Consider the following 18,920-nt stretch of genomic DNA (forward strand, 5'->3'; position numbering starts at 1 on the left):
CTCTGCGTCCTCTGAACCCAGACCATTGCCAGTCTAGTGAGCATCTTGTGGTAACTGCCAATAAGGGTGACCCAAATCATGATGAGACGTAAAAAGGGCCGAATATGGCGACGGGGACGGCTGCCGTATGACGCTTGCCGTCCACTGGCCGGCCGGCGCCGGGACCCCTGCGCGCCACCCAGGGGAAGGTACGTGCTCCTGTAGACTGAAATTCTTATGGACAGTAAATCTAGGTGCCGGCCTGGGGGCTGTCAGCGGGGCGAAAGCAGCGCCGCACAGTCCACCCGAAGAGCCGGCAAACCCCGAACACGCGCCCATCACCATTCGCTGGCATTGCCGGCAGGAGCTGAAAAGGATACTGCGTCGGCCTCGGCTGACCACCCCCCGCCGGACCGATATGTCCGGCGCCGCTCCCTGACTGTTTCACCAAATTCCGTAGCCACCGCTGTCCAGGCGGGATGCTGAATGGAATGGCTTCTCCTCGCAGCAGGACTGCTGCTGATCGCCGGCACGGGCTTTTTTGTCGCCGTCGAATTTTCCCTTATTGCACTTGACCAGGCCACCGTCCAAAGGGCCATCGACGACGGCGACGAGCGTGCCGTCCCGTTGCTCGCCTGCCTGAAGTCGCTTTCAACGCAGCTCTCCAGCTGCCAGTTGGGCATCACGCTCACCACGTTGCTGACCGGTTACGTGATGGAGCCTTCGGTGGGCAAGCTCCTGGAAGCCCCGCTGGCCGCCGTCGGACTTCCCGACGTTGCAGTGGCCTCCATCTCCCTGGCCCTGGCGATGGTCCTGGCCACGCTGCTGTCCATGCTCCTGGGCGAACTGGTGCCCAAGAACATGGCCATCGCTTTGTCCTTTCCCGTGGGCCGCGCGCTGGCCAGGCCGCAGCTTGTCTTCACTGCGGTGTTCAAACCCGCCATCGTGGTCCTTAACGGCTTCTCCAACAAGGTCCTGAACGTTTTTGGGCTCGAAGCGAAAGAAGAAATTTCCGGTGCCCGGACCCCTGCTGAACTTGCCTCCCTGGTGCGGCGTTCAGCGGCTATGGGAACACTGGATGCCGGTACTGCCAACTTCGTGGCGCGCACGCTGAATTTCTCCACCCGCACTGCGGCCGACGTCATGACTCCCCGCATCCGCGTGGAAACGATCGAGGCGGACCAGCCGGTGTCCGACATCCTGGCGGCCGCGCGGCGCACCGGTTACTCACGATTCCCCATCATTGGGGAATCCGCGGACGACATCCGGGGACTGGTCCACGTCAAGAAAGCCGTGGCCGTGCCCTGGGACCGCAGGCAGAACCTCGAAGCCGGGGCCATCATGACTGAGGTGCTCCGCGTCCCGGAGACCATCCACCTTGATGCCCTGCTGGCAGAACTGCGTGAAGGCAACCTGCAGCTGGCGGTGGTGCTGGACGAATACGGCGGAACCGCAGGCATCGCCACCCTCGAGGACCTCGTGGAGGAAATCGTGGGGGAGGTGGCGGACGAGCACGACAGGGTCCGCCCGGGACTCCTGCAGAGCGCCTCCGGCGACTGGTACTTCCCCGGCCTGCTCCGCCCGGATGAACTTTCCGAGCAGATTCCAGGCCTCAGTGTTCCGGACGAAGCAGCCTACGAAACGGTGGGCGGCTATGTGATGAGCAAGCTTGGCCGGATCGCCGACGTGGGGGACACCGTGCCCGTGGAGGGCGGAACGCTGAGTGTCACCCGGATGGATGGCCGGCGGATCGACCGGATCTGCTTCCGGCCGGCCAGGCCGGAGCCCGGGGCCGGAGACGAAGCCGGCAGCACGAACAACGACAGGACCGAACGATGAGTGACTGGGCCGGAATACTGTGGCTGGTTGTCCTCCTGTTCGGCAACGCGTTTTTTGTCGCGGCTGAGTTCGCCGTGATGTCTGCCCGCCGCAGCCAGATCGAGCCGCTGGCCGAGGCCGGTTCCAAGCGGGCGCAGACCACGTTGCGGGCCATGGAAAATGTGTCTTTGATGCTGGCCTGTGCCCAGCTGGGGATTACGGTGTGTTCGCTGCTGATCCTGCTTGTTGCGGAGCCGGCCATCCACCACCTGTTGGCGGTGCCGCTGGAGACACTGGGCCTGCCCATGGAGATCGCTGACGTGGCGGCGTTCGCCGTGGCGCTGTTGCTGGTGACGTTCCTGCACGTGACCTTTGGTGAAATGGTGCCGAAGAACATTTCCGTCTCCGTGGCGGACAAGGCAGCGCTCTTCCTTGCCCCGCCGCTGATGTTCATTGCCCGGCTGGTCAACCCGGTCATCTCCGTCCTGAACTGGTCCGCGAACCACATCCTCAAGCTGCTGCGTATTGAGCCCAAGGATGAGGTGAACTCTTCCTTCACCCTCGAGGAAGTGCAGTCGATCGTGCAGGAGTCCACCCGCCATGGCCTGGTGGATGACGAGGCGGGGCTGATCACGGGTGCGCTCGAATTTTCCGAGTACAGTGCCGCGGACATCATGGTTCCGCTCGAGAAGCTGGTGATGCTGAAGGCCGCAACCACGCCGGTGGAGTTTGAGAAGGCGGTGAGCCGGACGGGGTTCTCCCGGTTCCCGATGCTCGATGACGACGACATGCTCTACGGGTACCTCCACGTCAAGGACGTCCTGTCCATCCCGGAGGTTGCCTACGAACGGCCCATCGCCGAAAGCCGGATCCGGTCGCTGGCCAACCTGGCCCTGGACGACGAGATTGAAAAGGCAATGTCGGTGATGCAGCGGACGGGTTCGCACCTGGCCCGCGTCATCGGCCCTGACGGGAACACCAAGGGTGTCCTCTTCCTCGAAGACGTGATCGAGCAGCTGGTGGGCGAGATCAGGGACGCCACGCAGGCCAGGGGTGTCCGGCGGCTGGGCCAGCCCAACGGCGCATAGCGCCCGCGGCCTCCCGGAGCCCGGCACCAAAAACCGGGCGCCTTGGCCGTGCTGGGCCCGCCGCGCACATGCGTGCGGGCCCAGGACGCCGCGTCTTATACCTAAATAGGAATGATTCCTATTTAGGTATAAGCTGGAGTGGTTCTTTCCGATCCCTTAACCACTGAACCGAGGTTTCCGTGCGCCGTTCCGCCGCCCGAACGTCCCTTGCCGCCCTTGCCGGGCTGGGCCTGCTGCTCAGCGCGTGCAGCCCCCAGCCCGAGCCCTCGGCCGGCAATACTGCTGACGGAATCAACGTGGTGGCTTCCACCAACGTGTACGGGGACATTGCCAAGACGGTGGGCGGCGACAAAGTCAGCGTGACCGCCATCATCAACAAGACCAGCCAGGACCCGCATTCCTACGAAGCCACCGCCCAGGACCGGCTGGCCGTCTCCAAGGCTGACCTCGTGGTGGAAAACGGCGGGGGCTACGACGACTTCCTCCACACCCTGGTGGAGGACGGCAGCATTGACGCACACAACGTGCTGAACGCCGTCGAACTTTCCGGCCTGGCGCACCCTGAAGAGGATGCCTCGGGCGAAGCGGCGCCCTCGGCAGCCGCCGGGGAGGACGAGCACCACCACGGCGAGCTCAACGAGCACGTCTGGTACAGCCTGGCCGCGATGGGCCGGCTGGCCGACGACCTTGCATCACGCCTTGGCGAGCTGGAGCCGGACTCGGCCGCTACTTTCACGGCCAATGCCGGTACGTTCAAGTCCGAACTCGACGAACTGGCCGGAAAGCTTGGTGGGCTGAAGACCGTTGCTGCCGGGGATAAGGTGGCAGTCACCGAGCCGGTGCCGCTCTATCTGCTGGCCGATGCCGGGCTGGAGAACGCCACCCCCGAGGACTACACTGCTGCGATTGAGGAAGGCTCGGACGTTCCGCCGGCCGTGCTCAAGGCCGCAACCGACCTGGTTGCCTCAAAGTCCGTCCGGTTCCTGGCTTACAACGCGCAGACGGAAGGTCCGCAGACTGAGGCGCTGAAGAAGGCGGCCGAAACGGCAGGGGTCCCGGTGGTCGATTTCAGTGAAACGTTGCCGGAGGGAAAGACCTACCTGCAGTGGATGACGGACAATGTGAACAACGTCAGCAAAATTCTGGAGACAAATAGTTGAAACCTGTGGTCAGCCTCGCCGGGGCGTCCCTAGCCTTCGGCCAGCGGACGCTGTGGGAGGACCTGGACCTGGAGATCAGGCCGGGCGAGTTCTTCGCAGTGCTTGGCCCCAACGGCAGCGGCAAAACCAGCTTCCTTAAGGTCCTGTTGGGCCTCCAGGCCCTGCACCGGGGCACAGCCACGCTCGGCGGCCACCCGGTTGAGCGCGGCAGCAGCCTGATCGGCTACATCCCGCAGCAAAAATCGTTTGCCCGGGACACGCCGATGCGCGCCCGCGACCTCGTGGGCTTGGGGGTGGACGGCCACCGGTGGGGACTGCGCCTTTCTTCGGCCAAAGCCAACCGCAGGATTGATGAGCTCCTTGAACTGGTGGGAGCGGCGGACTATGCCAAGGTCCCGGTGGGCCAGCTCTCCGGTGGTGAGCAGCAGCGGCTGCGCGTGGCCCAGGCGCTGGCAACAGATCCGAAGGTCCTGCTCTGCGACGAGCCGCTGCTCTCGCTGGACCTGCACCACCAGCAGGCCGTCAGCGCGCTGATCAACAAACAGTGCCATGATCAGAACAGTGCGGTGGTTTTTGTCACCCACGAGATCAACCCCATCATCGACTACGTGGACCGGGTGCTGTATTTGGCCGGAGGCCGCTTCAAGGTGGGCACCCCGGAGGAAGTGATGACCACGGAGGTCCTCTCCGACCTCTATGGCAGCCACGTTGAGGTCATCCACGCCAACGGACGCATTGTGGTGGTGGGTCTGCCGGACGCCACCACGCACCATCACGCCGAGGCGCACGCCCTTGCCGGAGAGGTGGCCTGATGGACGCCGACAGTATTATTGGCGCTATTTTCAGTTTCGAGAACTACGGCGAGCTGCTGGTCCTGGTCCAGAATTCCATCTGGGCAGGCGCCGTCCTGGGCCTGCTGGGGGGCCTGGTGGGGACGTTCGTGATGAAACGTGACCTGGCGTTCGCCGTCCACGGAATCTCGGAGCTGTCCTTCGCCGGCGCGGCCTTCGCCCTGCTGATCGGCGCAGACATCGTCTTCGGTTCGCTCATCGGCTCCGTGGCTGCCGCCTTGCTGCTGGCAGTGATGGGAGTCAGGGCCAGGGACAAAAACTCCATCATCGGGGTGATCATGCCCTTCGGTCTGGGCCTCGGGATCCTGTTCCTGTCCTTGTATGAAGGCAGGGCTGCCAACAAGTTCGGCCTGCTGACCGGGCAAATCGTTTCGGTTGACACGGTCCAGCTCCAGGCGCTGGCCGGAACGGCCGTGGTGGTGATGGTGGTCCTGGCGGCCATCTGGCGGCCACTGAACTTCGCCAGCGTGGATCCCGAACTTGCCGAGGCCCGCGGCGTCCCGGTCCGGACGCTGGGCATAGTCTTTATGGTCCTGCTGGGCATCAGCGTGGCGCTGTCCATCCAGGTGGTGGGAGCGCTCCTGGTCCTCGCGCTGCTCATCACACCGGCTGCAGCCGCCCTCCGGGTGACGTCGTCGCCCGTGGCGGTGGTGGTGCTCAGCGTGGCCTTTGCCATCATGGCTACCGTCGGCGGAATCCTGCTCGCCCTGGGCGGACGCATCCCCATCAGCCCCTACGTCACCACATTGTCATTCCTGATCTACGTGGTGTGCCGGATTATCGGCTCCGTCCGTATGTCCCGGGGAATCAACGGCCGCGTGCTGCAACCCCGGTAAGTCAGAGGGTGCCGGCGGCCTTCCGGGCCGTGCACTCCGGGCAGAGGCCGAAAATCTCCACAGTATGTGCCACCTCGGTGTAGCCGTGCTCGGCTGCCGTCCGTGCAGCCCACGTTTCAACGGCCGGCGCTTCCACTTCCACCGCCTTGCCGCAATTCCGGCACAACAGGTGGTGATGGTGGCCCGTGACGGCGCACCGGCGGTACACCGCCTCGCCATCGCCATTGCGCAGCACGTCCACGAGTCCTTCGTCGGCCAAGGACTGGAGGATCCGGTAAGCGGTGGCGAGGGAAACCGAGACGCCCTGGTTCTGCAGGATGCGGTAGAGCTCCTGCGTGCTGACGAAGTCGTCCAGTTCGTCCAGCGCGGCACTGACCGCCAGCCGCTGTTTGGTGACCCGCTGCTCCTTGACGGCACCGGCACCTGCGCCCGCTGTAACCGCGCCAGCTGTACCCGCGCCGGCATTGACAGTGCTGCCGGAAGCCGGAGCCGAAGCGGGCTTGGTGGACTCAGCCTTGGTGCCGAACGGCATGGATGAACTCGCTTCCTAAGGATCGTGGCAAAGATCCAGATTACCAGCCGGAGCTTCGTGGACACGGTCCGGAGCGGACCCTAGGCTGGCGCTATGAAGCTGACGAAATACACCCACGCCTGCGTCCGCCTCGAGAAGGACGGCCGGGTCCTGGTGCTGGACCCCGGAACGTTCTCTGAATCGGCGGAGGCGCTGGCCGGTGCCGCCGCAGTGCTGGTCACCCATGAACATAACGACCACATAGATGTGCCGGCAGTGGTGAATGCTTTGAAGGAGAACGCGAACCTGGCGGTTTTCGCCCCGGCGGTGGTCGCGGAGAACCTGCGCAATGAAGCCCCTGATGCCGGGGCCCGGATCAACACGGTGGACCCCGGCTCATCGTTTGAAGCGGCAGGCTTCGACGTCCGGAGCTTTGGCGGCCAGCACGCCCTGATCCATCCGCAGATCCCGGTGGTGGCCAATATCGGCTATCTCCTGGACGGGAACGTCTACCACCCGGGTGATTCCTTCGTGATTCCGGACGGGATCGAGGTGCAGACGCTGCTGGTGCCCCTGCACGCACCCTGGAGCAAAGCGGCGGAGGTGGTGGACTTCGTGATCGCGGTCCGGGCCACGCGCGCATTCCAGATTCACGACGGCCTGCTCAATGACAACGGGCTGAAGATCGTTGAAGGCCACGTCAAGCGGCTGGGGGCAAAGTACGGCACGGAGTACCGGCACCTGGCGGCCGGGGAGTCTGTGGAGGTCTAAACCGGACCCGCATCCCAGGTGCCAGTTTCAAAGAAGCGCCTGATCATCACTTCGTAAGGTGCCGGGTCCAGGCCCTTGGATGCCAGCCAGCCCGGGTTGTAGTAGTTGCCCGCATAGCGCTCTCCGCCGTCGCACATCAACGTTACGATGCTGCCCCTGCGGCCCTCGGCGATCATCGCCGCGACCAGCTGCCAGACGCCCCACAGGTTGGTTCCCGTGGAGGGGCCGGCGTGGAGTCCGGCGAGCGTACGGAGGTGGCGCATGGCGGCGACGGATGCGGCGTCGGGAACCTGGACCATGTGGTCGATCACTGAGGGCACAAAGCTGGGCTCCATGCGGGGCCGGCCGATTCCCTCGATTCTCGAAGGCAGGCCCGTGGCAGGACCGGACGTGCTGCCGCGCCAGCTGGGAAGGAAGGCCGAGTTCTCCGGATCCACCACCAGCAACCGGGTGGGGTGGCTGTGGTAACGGAGGTACCTGCCGATAGTGGCGCTGGTGCCGCCGGTTCCCGCGCCCACCACGATCCACTCCGGTACGGGGTGCTCCTCCAGTTCGAGCTGGCCGAAAATTGACTCCGCGATGTTGTTGTTCCCGCGCCAGTCCGTGGCGCGCTCAGCATAGGTGAACTGGTCCATGTAGTGCCCGCCGCTGGTGGCGGCCACCTCTTCAGCCGTTGCGTAGACCTCGGCGGCATGGTCCACCAGCAGGCAGGCGCCGCCGAACTGTTCAATCAGGTCAATCTTTTCCTGGCTGGTGCTGCGGGCCATGACCGCGATGAACGGCAGCCCCAGCAGCTGGGCAAAGTACGCTTCGGACACTGCGGTGCTGCCGCTGGACGCCTCAACGATGGTGGTGTCCTCCCTGATCCAGCCGTTGACCAGGCCGAACAGGAACAGCGATCGGGCCAGCCGGTGCTTGAGGCTGCCTGTGCGGTGCGTCGACTCGTCCTTCAGGTAGAGCTGGACGCCCCAGTGTTCCGGCAGGGGTACTGAATAGAGGTGGGTATCGGCGGAGCGGTTGTTTTCTGCCGTGATTTTCCGGATGGCTTCGTCCGCCCAGGCCCGGCCTGCGCTGCGCTCGATCTTCACCGCACCAGCCTACCTGCGGCTCGAAGGCCTGCCGTTAGAGTGGGACGGTTGGACGCCTGACGGAGGGAGCATCGTGAAGCCACTGCTGGATGTCGCGGACCTGGAGGAGCGCCGTGTGCGGGGCCTGCGTACGGTACTGCTGGATGTGCGCTGGGCGCTGGGCGATCCGCACGGGCACGACCACTACCTGCAGGGGCACCTGCCTGGGGCCGTGTTTGTTGACCTGGCTGCCGAGCTCGCGGACCCTGCGGTTCCCGAGCGCGGCAGGCACCCGCTGCCGTCGCCGCTGAGGTTCCAGGATGCTGCGAGGCGCTGGGGCATCAACAACGGCGATGTAGTGGTGGCGTATGACGACAGCGGCAACATGGCGGCGGCGCGCGTGTGGTGGATGCTGCGGAATGCGGGCCTGGCCGAGGTTTACCTGCTCGACGGCGGCCTGGCGGCTTGGGGTGCCGCAGGACGGCCGCTCGAGCAAGGGGAGGTCCTGCCTCCTGCCGGGAATGTGACGCTGGCTGACGGGCAGATGCCGGTCCTTGATGCAGCCGCCGTGACCGCCTGGACGGAGAATCAACCGGCCCGCGACGGCGCCGCAGCAGACGGGCTCCTCCTCGATGCGCGGGCCGGCCATATCCCCGGCGCCGTCAGCGCCCCCACCTCAGAGAACGTGGACAGCAGCGGCCGGTTCCTGCCTCCGGCCGAGCTGCGCCGCCGCTTCGAAGCGCTGGGCATCAGCGACGACGTCGAGGTGGGGGTCTATTGCGGGTCAGGCGTCACTGCTGCGCACCAGGTGGCCGCCCTTGAGCTGGCCGGTTTCCGCGCCGCTCTTTACCCCGGGTCCTTCTCGGAATGGTCCAGCAACCCCCTGCTGCCGGTGGTGACCGGATCCGGGCCGCGCGGCGACGGGCCTGCGGAGTGGAAACACCAGGCCGGGCAAGGGTAGCGTCGCACTATGACTCCTGGACGCCCCGTGCCGCCGCCGCTTGCCAAACCTCTCGCCCCCGATTCGGCAGCCCCTGAGGCCACCGCCCCTGGTTCCGTTGCCGCTGGTTCCAAGGATTCCGACGTCGGCGTCCTGGCTGCTGCGTACGGCGCAACCTCGGCGGACAGCGGCCTGGTCCCGCTGACCCTTGCGCGCCGCGCACCCCGGGAAGACGACGTCGAAATTGCCATCGAGTTTTGCGGACTGTGCCACTCGGATGTCCACGCTGTGCGGGGCGAGTGGGGCGGCCAGGCCTACCCGCTGGTGCCCGGCCACGAGATCGTGGGAACGGTGAGCCGCGTCGGTTCGGCCGTCACGGACTTCGCCCCCGGGGACCGGGTTGGCGTGGGCTGCATGGTGGATTCCTGCCGCGAATGTGAGAGCTGCCTGGACGGGCTGGAACAGTACTGCGAAAACGGGATGACCGGAACCTATGGTGCCGTTGACCGCCGGAACGGCGGGTCGATCACGCAGGGCGGCTACTCGTCGTCCATCGTCGTGGACCGCCGCTACGTCCTCCAGGTTCCGGACTCCCTGGACCCTGCCGCCGTCGCCCCGCTGCTCTGTGCCGGGATCACGACGTTCTCGCCGCTGCGGCACTTCGACGTCGAAGAGGGCGATGTTGTGGGAGTCGTTGGGCTCGGCGGACTCGGCCACATGGCGGTCAAGCTTGCCAAGGCCATGGGCGCGAAAGTGGTGGTGTTCACCACCTCGGAGTCCAAGGTGCCGGCCGCCCTGGAACTTGGCGCGGACGAGGTTGTCCTGTCCCGGGACGAAGCGGCGATGGACGCGGCAAACCGCACCATCGACCTGATCATCGACACCGTGGCAGCACCCCACGACCTGAACCCGCTGTTCCGCACCCTGCGGGTGGACGGCGCGCTCTTCCAGTTGGGCCTGCCCTCCGAGGCGATGCCGCCCGTCAACCCGCGGGCACTGGTCCGGCGCCGCATCGCCTACGCCGGCTCGCTGATCGGCGGAATCGCGGAGACGCAGGAAATGCTGGACTTCTGCGCCGAACACGGCGTGGTGGCGGACATCGAAGTGGTCCGCGCGGAACAGTTGAACGAGGCCTATGACCGGATGGTTGCAGGCGATGTGAAATACCGGTTTGTGCTGGACACCGGCACACTGCAGGCACCCGCCAAGGAGGCAGACGCATGAGCACGCTATTCACCAGGATCCTCAACGGCGAAATTCCGGGCCGCTTCGTGTGGCGCGAAGACGATGTCTCCGCGTTCCTCACCACGGGTCCCTTGGCGGACGGCCACACCCTGGTGGTCCCCACCGAGGAAGTGGACCGCTGGACGGACGCTTCCCCGGAAACCCTGGCGAAAGTCATGGAAGTTGCCCGCCGGATCGGCGCCGTCCAGGTGGATGTCTTCGGCGCTGCACGAGCGGGCCTGATTGTGGCAGGCTACGAGATCAACCATCTCCACGTCCACGTATGGCCCTCCAGGAGCATGGCGGAGTTCAACTTCGCCACCGCGGACCAAAATCCCGATCCCAAAGTCCTGGACGCCAATGCCGAAAAACTCCGGCAGGGACTCCGCGACGCCGGGTACGGCGAGTTCGTCCCGGACTAGGGGGTTCTCCTAGGCCGGGGCCAACGCCTTATTGAGCACCGCACGGATCCGCTTCTCGGACACCGAATACGCGGTGCCAAGTTCGACGGCGAACAGGCTTACCCGGAGCTCTTCGATCATCCACCGGACCTGGGCGAGTTCGCCCCCGGCCCGCCGGCCCGGAAGCAGGGCGGACACGGCGTCGTCGTAGTCATCTTCCAGCCGCTGCACCACCGCCATGTTCAGGGCGTCACGCTGGACGTTGCCCGGCAGCCGCTCCAGCCGCTTTTCAATGGCGGCGAGGTATCTCGGGAGCTGGCTGAGCTGGGCGTAGCCGGTCCGTGCCACGAAGCCGGGGTAGACCAGTTGCTCCAGCTGGCTCTTGATGTCATTGAGCGCGCTGATGAGCGCCAGGCTGGTGGTGCCCTTGAGCTGCTTTTCGATCCGCCTGGTGCTGGCGAGGATGCGTTCCACCACGGCGGTCACGCTGAACACGGTATCGATCAGCTCGGCCCGGACCACTTCGTACAGCGCGTCGAAGGACTTCCGGTCCCAGGGGAGTTCCGCCGGCGTGAGCTTGTCGATGGCGGCGAGGGCGCAGTCTGCGATCAGGGCGGACACCGACCCATGCGGGTTCTGGCTGAACGTCAGCTTCTCGGTGTTGCTCAGGTGCTCCAGCACGTAGCGGTCCGGGGCCGGAACGCGCAAGGCCAGCAGCCTGATCACGCCGCCCCGCATGGCATCCTGCTGCTCGTCAGCGGTCTGGAATACCCGGAGCGCCACGGACTTGCCCTGGTCCACCAGCGCCGGGTAGCCGGTGACGGTATGGCCCTTGACGATGTTGCTGACCTGGCGCTGGATGGTTCCGAAGCTCCACTCGGTCAGGCCCTCCTGCTCCCGGAATCCGGCAGGGGCTGAGCCTGCCGGCACCTGGGCGGGTGCCTGCGAGCGTGAAGCGCCGCCGTCGCCGGCCTTCCCTGCGGTACGCTCCGCCTTGCCGCGCGGAGCGGTCGAGGCAGGAGTGGCACCCAGGGACTCGGCAATGGCGCGGCGGGTGGCAGGCGCCAGCTCCTCCTGCAGGGCAGCGAGGTCCTTGCCCTCACCGAGGACCCGGCCCTTGCTGTCCAAAACCTTGAAGGTGACCCGCAGGTGCGGCGGCACAGCATCCCAGTTCCACGAACCGGGCGGAATGACGTGTCCGCGGATCCGGCGGAGCGCCAGCTCAAGGGATGGCTCAAGGTCATCGGAGGCCGGATCAAAATCGGACTCCAGGACAGCCACTGCCTGCCGCGCCACATCCGGGGCCGGCACGAAGTTCTTGCGGACCTGCTTCGGAAGGGACTTGATCAGGGCCGTCACGAGCTCCACGCGCTGCCCGGGGATCAGCCACCGGAACGCCTTGTCATCCAGCTGGTTAAGGAACAGGACCGGCACTTCGGCCGTCACGCCGTCGGACGGATCCGGCGGTGACCCTGGAGCAACAGGATGGAACTCGTAGGTCAGCGGGAGCTCAAAGCCCTTGTGGAGCCAGGTCTTCGGGTACGCGGAAACGTCCAGGTTGTCCGCGTCATCGCTCAGGAGCAGGGACTTGTCGTAATCGAGGAGGTCCGGGTTTTCCTGCCGGGCCTCCTTCCACCACTTGTCAAAGTGCCGCTCGGACACCACGTCCGGGCCGATCCGGGCGTCGTAGAACTCAAAGAGTGTCTCGTCGTCCACCAGCAGGTCGCGGCGGCGCATCCTGGCTTCCAGCTCCTCGACTTCCTGCAGGAGGGCGCGGTTGCGGTGGAAGAACTTGTGGTGCGTTTTCCAGTCACCCTCTACCAGGGCATGCCTGATGAAAAGCTCCCTGGCGACCACCGGGTCCACCCTGCCGTAGTTGATCCTGCGCTGGGCGATGATAGGCACGCCGTACAGGGTGACCTTCTCGTAGGCCATCACGGCGCCCTGGCGGGTTGACCAGTGCGGTTCGCTGTAGCTGCGCTTCACCAAATCCGGGGCCACCTGCTCCGCCCAGACCGGATCAAATTTTGCCGCCACCCTGGCCCAGAGCCGACTGGTTTCCACCAGCTCGGCAGCCATCACAAACGTGGGTGATTTCTTGAACAGCGCCGACCCGGGGAAGATGGCGAAACGTGTTCCGCGCGCTCCGGCATATTCGCGCTTGCGTTCGTCCAGGATGCCGATGTGGCTCAGCAGGCCGGACAGAAGGCTGATGTGGACGCCGTCGTGGTTGCCCACGGGGTCCGCGAGGCGCTTGTTGTCCAGGCTGATGCCCAGGGGCCGGGCCAACTGGCGGAGCTGGGCAAACAGGTCCTGCCACTCACGCACCCGCAGGTAGTTGATGAACTCTGCCCGGCACAGCCTCCTGAACGCGGAGGAGGACAGTTCCTGCTGCTTTTCCTGCAGGTAGTTCCAGAGGTTCAGGAACCCGGTGAAGTCTGAGTTCTCGTCTTTGAACCTGTTGTGTTTTTCGGCTGCGAGCTGCTGCTTGTCCGTGGGGCGCTCGCGGGGGTCCTGGATGGTGAGGGCTGCCGCCAGGATCATCACTTCGCGGACGCAGCCGCGTTTGCCCGCTTCCACGATCATGCGGCCCAGCCGGGGATCCACCGGCAGCTGGGCGAGTTTTTGCCCGACGGCGGTGAGGCCGCCGCCGCTCTTGGGGCCGCCTTTTCCGTTCTGCGGGGTGGCCGATGCCAGGGCGCCGAGTTCGCGCAGGAGCGTGACGCCGTCGTTGATTGCCCGTGTTTCCGGCGGCTCCACGAACGGGAAATCCTCCACGTCCTTGGGGCCGCGCGCCACACCCATGGCGGTCATCTGGAGGATGACGGCGGCAAGGTTGGTGCGCAGGATTTCCGGATCGGTAAAGAGCGGCCGGGACTCGAAGTCTTCCTCGGAGTACAGCCGGATGGCGATGCCGTCCGAGACGCGGCCGCAACGCCCTGACCGCTGGTTCGCGGACGCCTGGGACACACGCTCGATGGGAAGCCGCTGCACCTTGGTGCGGTGGGAGTACCGGGAAATGCGGGCCGTGCCGGTGTCGATGACGTATTTGATGCCGGGCACGGTCAGCGATGTTTCGGCCACGTTGGTGGCGAGGACGATGCGGCGCTTGTTACCGGGATGGAACACCTTGTGCTGTTCCTGCAAACTGAGGCGTGCGAACAGGGGGAGCACTTCTGTCCCGGCGAGCCTTCGGTTGGACTGGATGCGTGCGTTAAGGGCCTCTGCGGCATCGCGGATCTCACGCTCGCCCGAGAAGAACACCAGGATGTCGCCGGGCGCCTCCAGGGCGAGTTCGTCGACGGCGTCACAGACGGCGTCGAGCGGGTCGCGGTCTTCCTCGAGTTCGTCGTCAGAGGCGTCCTCTTCGTCCGTACCGGCCGGCGGCTGCGACAAAGGGCGGTAGCGGATTTCCACCGGGAACGTCCGGCCGGACACTTCGATGATGGGAGCGGGTTTTTCGGGCGTGCCGAAGTGGTTGGCGAACCGCTGCGGATCGATGGTGGCGGAGGTGATGATCACCTTCAGGTCTGGCCGCTGCGGCAGGATGCGCTTGAGGTACCCGAGGATGAAGTCGATGTTGAGGCTGCGCTCGTGGGCCTCATCGATGATGATGGCGTTGTACTTGCGCAGCAGCTTGTCGCGCTGGATTTCCGCCAGCAGGATGCCGTCGGTCATCAGCTTCACCTTGGTGGCGCGGCTGACTTCACCGGTGAAGCGGACCTGGAAGCCGACTTCCTGGCCGATGTCCACGCCGAGCTCCTCGGCAATGCGTTCGGCCACGGTACGTGCCGCCAGCCGGCGCGGCTGGGTGTGGCCGATCAGGCCGTTTTCGCCCAGGCCAAGTTCGAGGCACATTTTGGGAATCTGGGTGGTCTTACCGGAGCCGGTCTCGCCGGCGATGATGGTGACCTGGTTCGCTGCGATGGCTGCCATCAGGTCTTCGCGGCGCTCGGAGACCGGCAGCTCGGCAGGATAGGAAATGTGAAGTGTCATGGCTGCTGCAAGTCTACTGCGGGAGCCCGGGCTTCCCGTTTCGACCGCGTGCAGCGTTCTGCCCGCGAGGGCCTTTTGGTGCGGTGGTTGGAGGGCGGTTCTAGAAAATGCGGAGCGTGTAGTTGGAGCTGGGCAGGTCCAGGGCGGACCAGGATTCGTGGGATTCCACGGGAGGCGTATGGCCCCGGCCATCGCGCAGCAGCGCTGAAACGGTGGCGGCGAGGATAACGAGCAGGAGGACGATGAGGAGGGTTATGAGGATTTCCATGCCTCCATGCTTCTCCGGTCAGCCACCAAGAAAAAGTGGCAGAAATGCCCAAAAAGCTAAAATTCCTGCCACAATGGAATCATGCTGAAATCGGTAGCAGTCATCGTGGTTCCCAACTTCTCGATGTTTGAATTTGGCACTGCCTGTGAGGTCTTCGGGATCGACAGGTCCGGCCGGGGGAGCGGCGTCCCCGCCTTTGACTTCCGCGTGTGTACGCCCAACCCCGGCAGCGTGCGGCTCAAGAACGGCCTGTCCATGAACGTGGAGCTTGGCCTCGAGGCCACCGCCGACGCCGACCTGGTCATCATGGCACCGTACGGCAGGGACGATGATCTGCCCGAGTCAGTCCTTGATGCCCTGCGTGCTGCCGATGCCAGGGGAGCCTGGGTCATGTCCATCTGCTCCGGAGCTTTTGCTCTTGCCCGCGCCGGGCTCCTGGACGGCCGGCGCTGCACCACCCACTGGCATTATTCCGGCCAGCTCGCGGCCGAATACCCCTTGGTGCAGGTGGACGAAAACGTCCTCTACGTGCAGGACGGCAATGTCATTTCCTCAGCCGGTACGGCCGCGGGCATCGATGCCTGCCTGCACCTGGTCCGTGTGGAACTGGGGGCGCAGGTGGCCGCCGCGATTGCCCGTGACATGGTGGTTCCGCCCCACCGGGACGGCGGCCAGGCCCAGTTCATCGAGAGGCCTATGCCCACCTGCGGCTCTGCCCCGATGGAGGAGCTCCTCCGCTGGATGGTGGAGCACCTGGACCGTGAGCACACGGTGAATGAGCTGGCAGCGCGGGTGCATATGTCTGCCCGGACGTTTGCCCGGAAGTTCAGGTCCGAAACCGGCGCCACGCCGGCGGCCTGGCTCAACTCCCAGCGGGTGCTTCGGGCACAGGAACTGCTCGAATCCAGCGACCTGAATATCGAGGAGATTGCGCGGGAGTCCGGCTTCGGCCATCCGGTGCTGCTGCGGCACCATTTCGCGAAGGTCCTGGACACCAGCCCGCAGTCCTACCGCCGGGCTTTCCGCGGCCAATTGGCGGAAGCGGTTTAGCGCTTCGTCTCTTCAGCGGCCGCCCTGGTGCTGTCCACGAGGACGCGCCAGGGGCCGGTGACCGCCTGCTCGGGAAGGGCGGCGCGGCGCTGGCCGGCGCGGATGGAGTAGATGAACCGGTCCGGCTGGGCTCCTGAGAATTCCGCTGCGGCTGCCCTCGGCGTCCGCGGGACGGCGTCCCAGGGGCAGGCTTCCACAATGGGCTGCCATTGGTTCCTTGCTGACTCGGACTCAGCGTTGACAGTCCAAACCCGGGTCATCGCCGCGATTCCGCCGGTGCGCTCCACACTGATCTTCATAGCCTGGTTCCTGGGTGGTACCTCGGGCCTGCTGGCCCGAAGTACGGCACAGCCAGGCAACCCGTTAAAGCTTGACCTTCACAGTTTCCCACGCGTTCCGCACGGCGTCATGCTCTTTTGATCCGGAACCGAAAAGCTCGGTGGCGGCGGCCGCCGTGGCGCGGGCGAAGACGGTAAAAGTGGCGCCTGTGGGCAGGGAACCCTCGGTGAGCGTCTCGTACCAGATCCGCCCCGGGGTGTCCCACGCGTTGCCGCCCAGTTGTTCCGCCACCAGGTAAAAGGCCCGGTTGGGGATGCCGGAATTAATGTGGACACCGCCATTGTCAGCGCTTGTCCTGACGTAGGAGTCCATGGAGTCGGGCTGTGGATCCTTGCCCAGCACGTCGTCGTCGTAAGCCGTGCCTGGGGCCTTCATGGAGCGCAGCGCCTGACCCTGAACCTGGGACGTGAACAGCCCCTCGCCGATGAGCCAGCTTGCCTCGGCGGTGGACTGGTTACGGACATACTGCTCGACGAGGGCACCGAACACGTCCGACATGGACTCGTTGAGCGCCCCGGCCTGGTTTCGGTACACCAGGCCTGCCGAGTACTGGGTGACCCCGTGGGCCAGCTCGTGGCCGATGACGCTGAGGGACCTGGTGAAACGCTCGAAAACTTCGCCGTCGCCGTCGCCGAAGACCATCTGCGTGCCGTCCCAGAAGGCGTTGTCATACAGCTTGCCGAAGTGGACCGTGGCGTTCAACGGCAGCCCCTGGCCGTCGATCGAGTTCCGCCCGAAGACGTCTGCGTAGAGCCGGTGCGTGTGGCCCAGCCCGTCATAGGCCTCGTCAGCGGCGGGATCTCCGGTGGCAGGCTCGCCCTCCTTGCGGACGAGTTTGCCGGGCAGGATTTCAGAACCCTCGGCGTCGAAAACAGTACGGTTTGATGGTCCCGGTTTTGCCTGCCGCACTCCTGCAGGAGCCTCGGGAGCAGCCTGGGTACGTGCTGCCTGGACCGAGCGGACGTGGCCCAGTGCTTCCCTGGCAGCTCTGGCTGCTGCGGAAAACTCCGGCGCGTCCTGCCTGGCAAGGCGACGCAACAGGTAGGGCGGAATGATGGAGCAGTACATGTGAGACCCCTTTGCTTCTGCTGGTGGAAACAGCCTACGAGGGGGCACCGACAAAGCGGGGGAGCGCGCACGGCTGCGCCGTCAATGTATCTGCACACTGCGTCGGAGCCTGCTGCCTGCAAGTGTTTGCTGGCCGGTTTCATCGGGCGCACAGAGGCGTCCGGTTTTGTCAGACCCCCGCAAGATGATGGCGGTATGGGAACGGACCGGGTGGTGGTGCAGGCGGAGGACGTCATTGGTGCGCTCGCTGCGCGTTCGGAAGCGTCCGGTTTTGTCATACCCCTTCAGGATGATGGAGGTATGGAAACGGATTCGGCGGTGGTGCAGGCCGAGGGAGCTATTGAGGCCTCGGTCGCTGCCTTTATGGCTGCGCTGAGAGGCCAGGATGCTGCTGTGTCCGGCCCGGACGCTTCGGGAGGCGCTGCCCCTGGCGGTCTCGATGACGATCCGTTGCAGCGGTTGGCTGATGCGGCGGTGGATGTTCTCGCGGCGGTGGGGCGGTCGGAGGCGAAGATCGCGGCGGTGAAGGCGTTGGCGGTGGCGGTGCTGGCCGGGGCCACGAGGGCGTTGAATGGTCCGGCGTCGTCTCCGCAGGAGGCCACGGCGCAGGACCGGAGCCTGGTGGCCGAGGTCGGGTGTGCGTTGGCGATCGGTGACCGGGCGGCGGGGGCGTTGCTGGCCGAATCGCATGCGTTGACCACGTCGTTGCCGCGGGCGTTGGCGGCGTTGCAGGCCGGGACGATGTCCTGGGCCCATGCCCGGACCATGGTGGAGCAGACCTCCTGCCTTGATGCGGTCGGGGCGGCGGCGTTGGAGGCCCATTTCCTGGACTTGGACGCCCCGGGCGCGGCACGCGGGTGTCCGATCGGGGAGATGCCGGCGTACCGGTTCAAGGGGGGTGTCAGATTGTTTGTGTAAGAGGGATGTAGCCAGCGGGGTGATTGGAGAATCATTGTGGCTATGACTGAGCGCCGTGAAGTGCTTCCGGATGAGCTGGCACGCAGAGCCGTGGCGGCCGGAAGCATGGATGCGTTGAAGGCCTCCGGTGCCTTTGATGAGCTGATGGAGCAAATAGATGCCGGCAAGCTTGAACTTGATGGCAAGGACGGCTTCATCCAGCAACTGATCAAGGCCTCGCTCGAACGCGGGCTTCAGGCCGAGCTGACTGGGCATCTGGGATATGACAAGGGCGATCCCATCGGACGGTTCCTGCCAAATTCACGAAACGGCTCTTATGCCAAGACCTTGGGGACCTCGGCCGGAGACGTGGAATTGGCAGTTCCCCGGGACCGCGAGGGCTCATTCAGTCCGCAGTTGGTCCCAAAAGGGGCACGGCGGACGACAGGGCTCGATGACATGATCGTCAGCCTTTACGCCGGCGGAATGACAGTGCGGGACATCGCCCATCATCTGGAGTCCACCCTTGGAACTGAGCTGTCTCAAGAGACCATCTCGAAGATCACCGATGAAGTCCTCGATGAAGTGCTGGAATGGCAGAAACGCCCGCTGGATCCGATGTACCCGATCCTCTACCTGGATGCCATCGTCATCAA

At 65.2% G+C, this 18,920-nt stretch carries 18 protein-coding genes; 12 read left to right on the forward strand and 6 right to left on the reverse strand.

Annotated elements, in window-relative coordinates:
• The first annotated feature begins 465 nt into the window (after window positions 1-465).
• From AC3A4Z_RS06135 to AC3A4Z_RS06155, 5 genes are all read left to right on the forward strand, one after another.
• Window positions 466-1,818, forward strand: a complete 1,353-nt coding sequence (locus AC3A4Z_RS06135) for a hemolysin family protein (RefSeq protein WP_498710750.1) — start codon at window positions 466-468, stop codon at window positions 1,816-1,818.
• Window positions 1,815-2,885 (forward strand): hemolysin family protein, encoded by a 1,071-nt coding sequence (locus AC3A4Z_RS06140; RefSeq protein WP_498710751.1) that lies wholly within the window; start codon window positions 1,815-1,817, stop codon window positions 2,883-2,885. Before AC3A4Z_RS06135 ends, AC3A4Z_RS06140 begins: the two co-directional genes overlap by 4 nt.
• 179 nt (window positions 2,886-3,064) lie before the next feature.
• Entirely contained in the window at window positions 3,065-4,045 is a 981-nt protein-coding gene (locus tag AC3A4Z_RS06145) for a metal ABC transporter solute-binding protein, Zn/Mn family (protein WP_498710754.1), read from the forward strand.
• A complete protein-coding gene (locus tag AC3A4Z_RS06150) occupies window positions 4,042-4,857 on the forward strand; it encodes a metal ABC transporter ATP-binding protein (protein ID WP_498710755.1) in 816 nt (271 codons plus the stop codon). The genes AC3A4Z_RS06145 and AC3A4Z_RS06150 overlap by 4 nt, the downstream gene beginning before the upstream one ends.
• Window positions 4,857-5,732, forward strand: coding sequence for a metal ABC transporter permease (locus tag AC3A4Z_RS06155; RefSeq protein ID WP_498710756.1), 876 nt, complete (start codon window positions 4,857-4,859; stop codon window positions 5,730-5,732). Before AC3A4Z_RS06150 ends, AC3A4Z_RS06155 begins: the two co-directional genes overlap by 1 nt.
• Before the next feature lies 1 nt (window position 5,733).
• Here AC3A4Z_RS06155 and AC3A4Z_RS06160 read toward each other — a convergent pair whose 3' ends face one another.
• Window positions 5,734-6,264 (reverse strand): Fur family transcriptional regulator, encoded by a 531-nt coding sequence (locus tag AC3A4Z_RS06160; RefSeq protein ID WP_498710757.1) that lies wholly within the window; start codon window positions 6,262-6,264, stop codon window positions 5,734-5,736.
• A 93-nt stretch (window positions 6,265-6,357) separates the two neighbouring features.
• Between AC3A4Z_RS06160 and AC3A4Z_RS06165 the strand changes: the two genes are divergently transcribed.
• Complete coding sequence (locus AC3A4Z_RS06165) at window positions 6,358-7,014, forward strand: MBL fold metallo-hydrolase (protein ID WP_493970070.1); 657 nt, start codon at window positions 6,358-6,360, stop codon at window positions 7,012-7,014.
• Here AC3A4Z_RS06165 and AC3A4Z_RS06170 read toward each other — a convergent pair.
• Window positions 7,011-8,102 carry a PLP-dependent cysteine synthase family protein gene (locus AC3A4Z_RS06170; protein ID WP_498710759.1) on the reverse strand — a complete coding sequence of 364 codons (1,092 nt, stop codon included), beginning with the start codon at window positions 8,100-8,102 and terminating at the stop codon, window positions 7,011-7,013. The genes AC3A4Z_RS06165 and AC3A4Z_RS06170 overlap by 4 nt on opposite strands.
• Window positions 8,103-8,175: 73 nt before the next feature.
• Between AC3A4Z_RS06170 and AC3A4Z_RS06175 the strand changes: the two genes are divergently transcribed.
• Genes AC3A4Z_RS06175 through AC3A4Z_RS06185 form a run of 3 tightly spaced genes read left to right on the forward strand, consistent with a single transcriptional unit; the run spans window position 8,176 to window position 10,667 of the window.
• Window positions 8,176-9,042: a sulfurtransferase gene (locus AC3A4Z_RS06175; protein WP_498710760.1), complete on the forward strand. Its 867-nt coding sequence runs from the start codon at window positions 8,176-8,178 to the stop codon at window positions 9,040-9,042.
• 9 nt (window positions 9,043-9,051) lie between these two features.
• Complete coding sequence (locus AC3A4Z_RS06180) at window positions 9,052-10,245, forward strand: NAD(P)-dependent alcohol dehydrogenase (protein ID WP_498710761.1); 1,194 nt, start codon at window positions 9,052-9,054, stop codon at window positions 10,243-10,245.
• Window positions 10,242-10,667, forward strand: a complete 426-nt coding sequence (locus tag AC3A4Z_RS06185; RefSeq protein WP_493970074.1) for an HIT domain-containing protein — start codon at window positions 10,242-10,244, stop codon at window positions 10,665-10,667. Before AC3A4Z_RS06180 ends, AC3A4Z_RS06185 begins: the two co-directional genes overlap by 4 nt.
• A 9-nt stretch (window positions 10,668-10,676) precedes the next feature.
• On the opposite strand, the gene hrpA is transcribed toward AC3A4Z_RS06185, so the two are convergent.
• The gene (gene hrpA / locus AC3A4Z_RS06190) at window positions 10,677-14,642 is read right to left on the reverse strand and encodes an ATP-dependent RNA helicase HrpA (protein WP_498710762.1); all 3,966 of its coding nucleotides are present in this window, start codon (window positions 14,640-14,642) and stop codon (window positions 10,677-10,679) included.
• Between the two features lie 100 nt (window positions 14,643-14,742).
• Window positions 14,743-14,910, reverse strand: coding sequence for a hypothetical protein (locus AC3A4Z_RS06195; RefSeq protein WP_493970076.1), 168 nt, complete (start codon window positions 14,908-14,910; stop codon window positions 14,743-14,745).
• Window positions 14,911-14,991: 81 nt separating this feature from the next.
• On the opposite strand from AC3A4Z_RS06195, the gene AC3A4Z_RS06200 reads away from it, so the two are divergent.
• Entirely contained in the window at window positions 14,992-15,960 is a 969-nt protein-coding gene (locus AC3A4Z_RS06200; RefSeq protein WP_498710765.1) for a GlxA family transcriptional regulator, read from the forward strand.
• On the opposite strand, the gene AC3A4Z_RS06205 is transcribed toward AC3A4Z_RS06200, so the two are convergent.
• Both AC3A4Z_RS06205 and AC3A4Z_RS06210 read right to left on the reverse strand, forming a co-directional pair.
• The gene (locus tag AC3A4Z_RS06205) at window positions 15,957-16,259 is read right to left on the reverse strand and encodes a protealysin inhibitor emfourin (RefSeq protein WP_498710767.1); all 303 of its coding nucleotides are present in this window, start codon (window positions 16,257-16,259) and stop codon (window positions 15,957-15,959) included. The two genes, AC3A4Z_RS06200 and AC3A4Z_RS06205, sit on opposite strands and share 4 nt — an antisense overlap.
• 64 nt (window positions 16,260-16,323) lie before the next feature.
• Window positions 16,324-17,367: a M4 family metallopeptidase gene (locus AC3A4Z_RS06210; RefSeq protein WP_498710770.1), complete on the reverse strand. Its 1,044-nt coding sequence runs from the start codon at window positions 17,365-17,367 to the stop codon at window positions 16,324-16,326.
• A 195-nt stretch (window positions 17,368-17,562) separates the two neighbouring features.
• On the opposite strand from AC3A4Z_RS06210, the gene AC3A4Z_RS06215 reads away from it, so the two are divergent.
• Window positions 17,563-18,285 (forward strand): hypothetical protein, encoded by a 723-nt coding sequence (locus tag AC3A4Z_RS06215; protein WP_498710771.1) that lies wholly within the window; start codon window positions 17,563-17,565, stop codon window positions 18,283-18,285.
• Between the two features lie 105 nt (window positions 18,286-18,390).
• A partial coding sequence (locus AC3A4Z_RS06220) for a transposase (protein WP_498710788.1) occupies window positions 18,391-18,920 on the forward strand: 530 nt, incomplete at its 3' end.

It is taken from the genome of Arthrobacter sp. Soil_C_49, assembly GCF_057656635.1.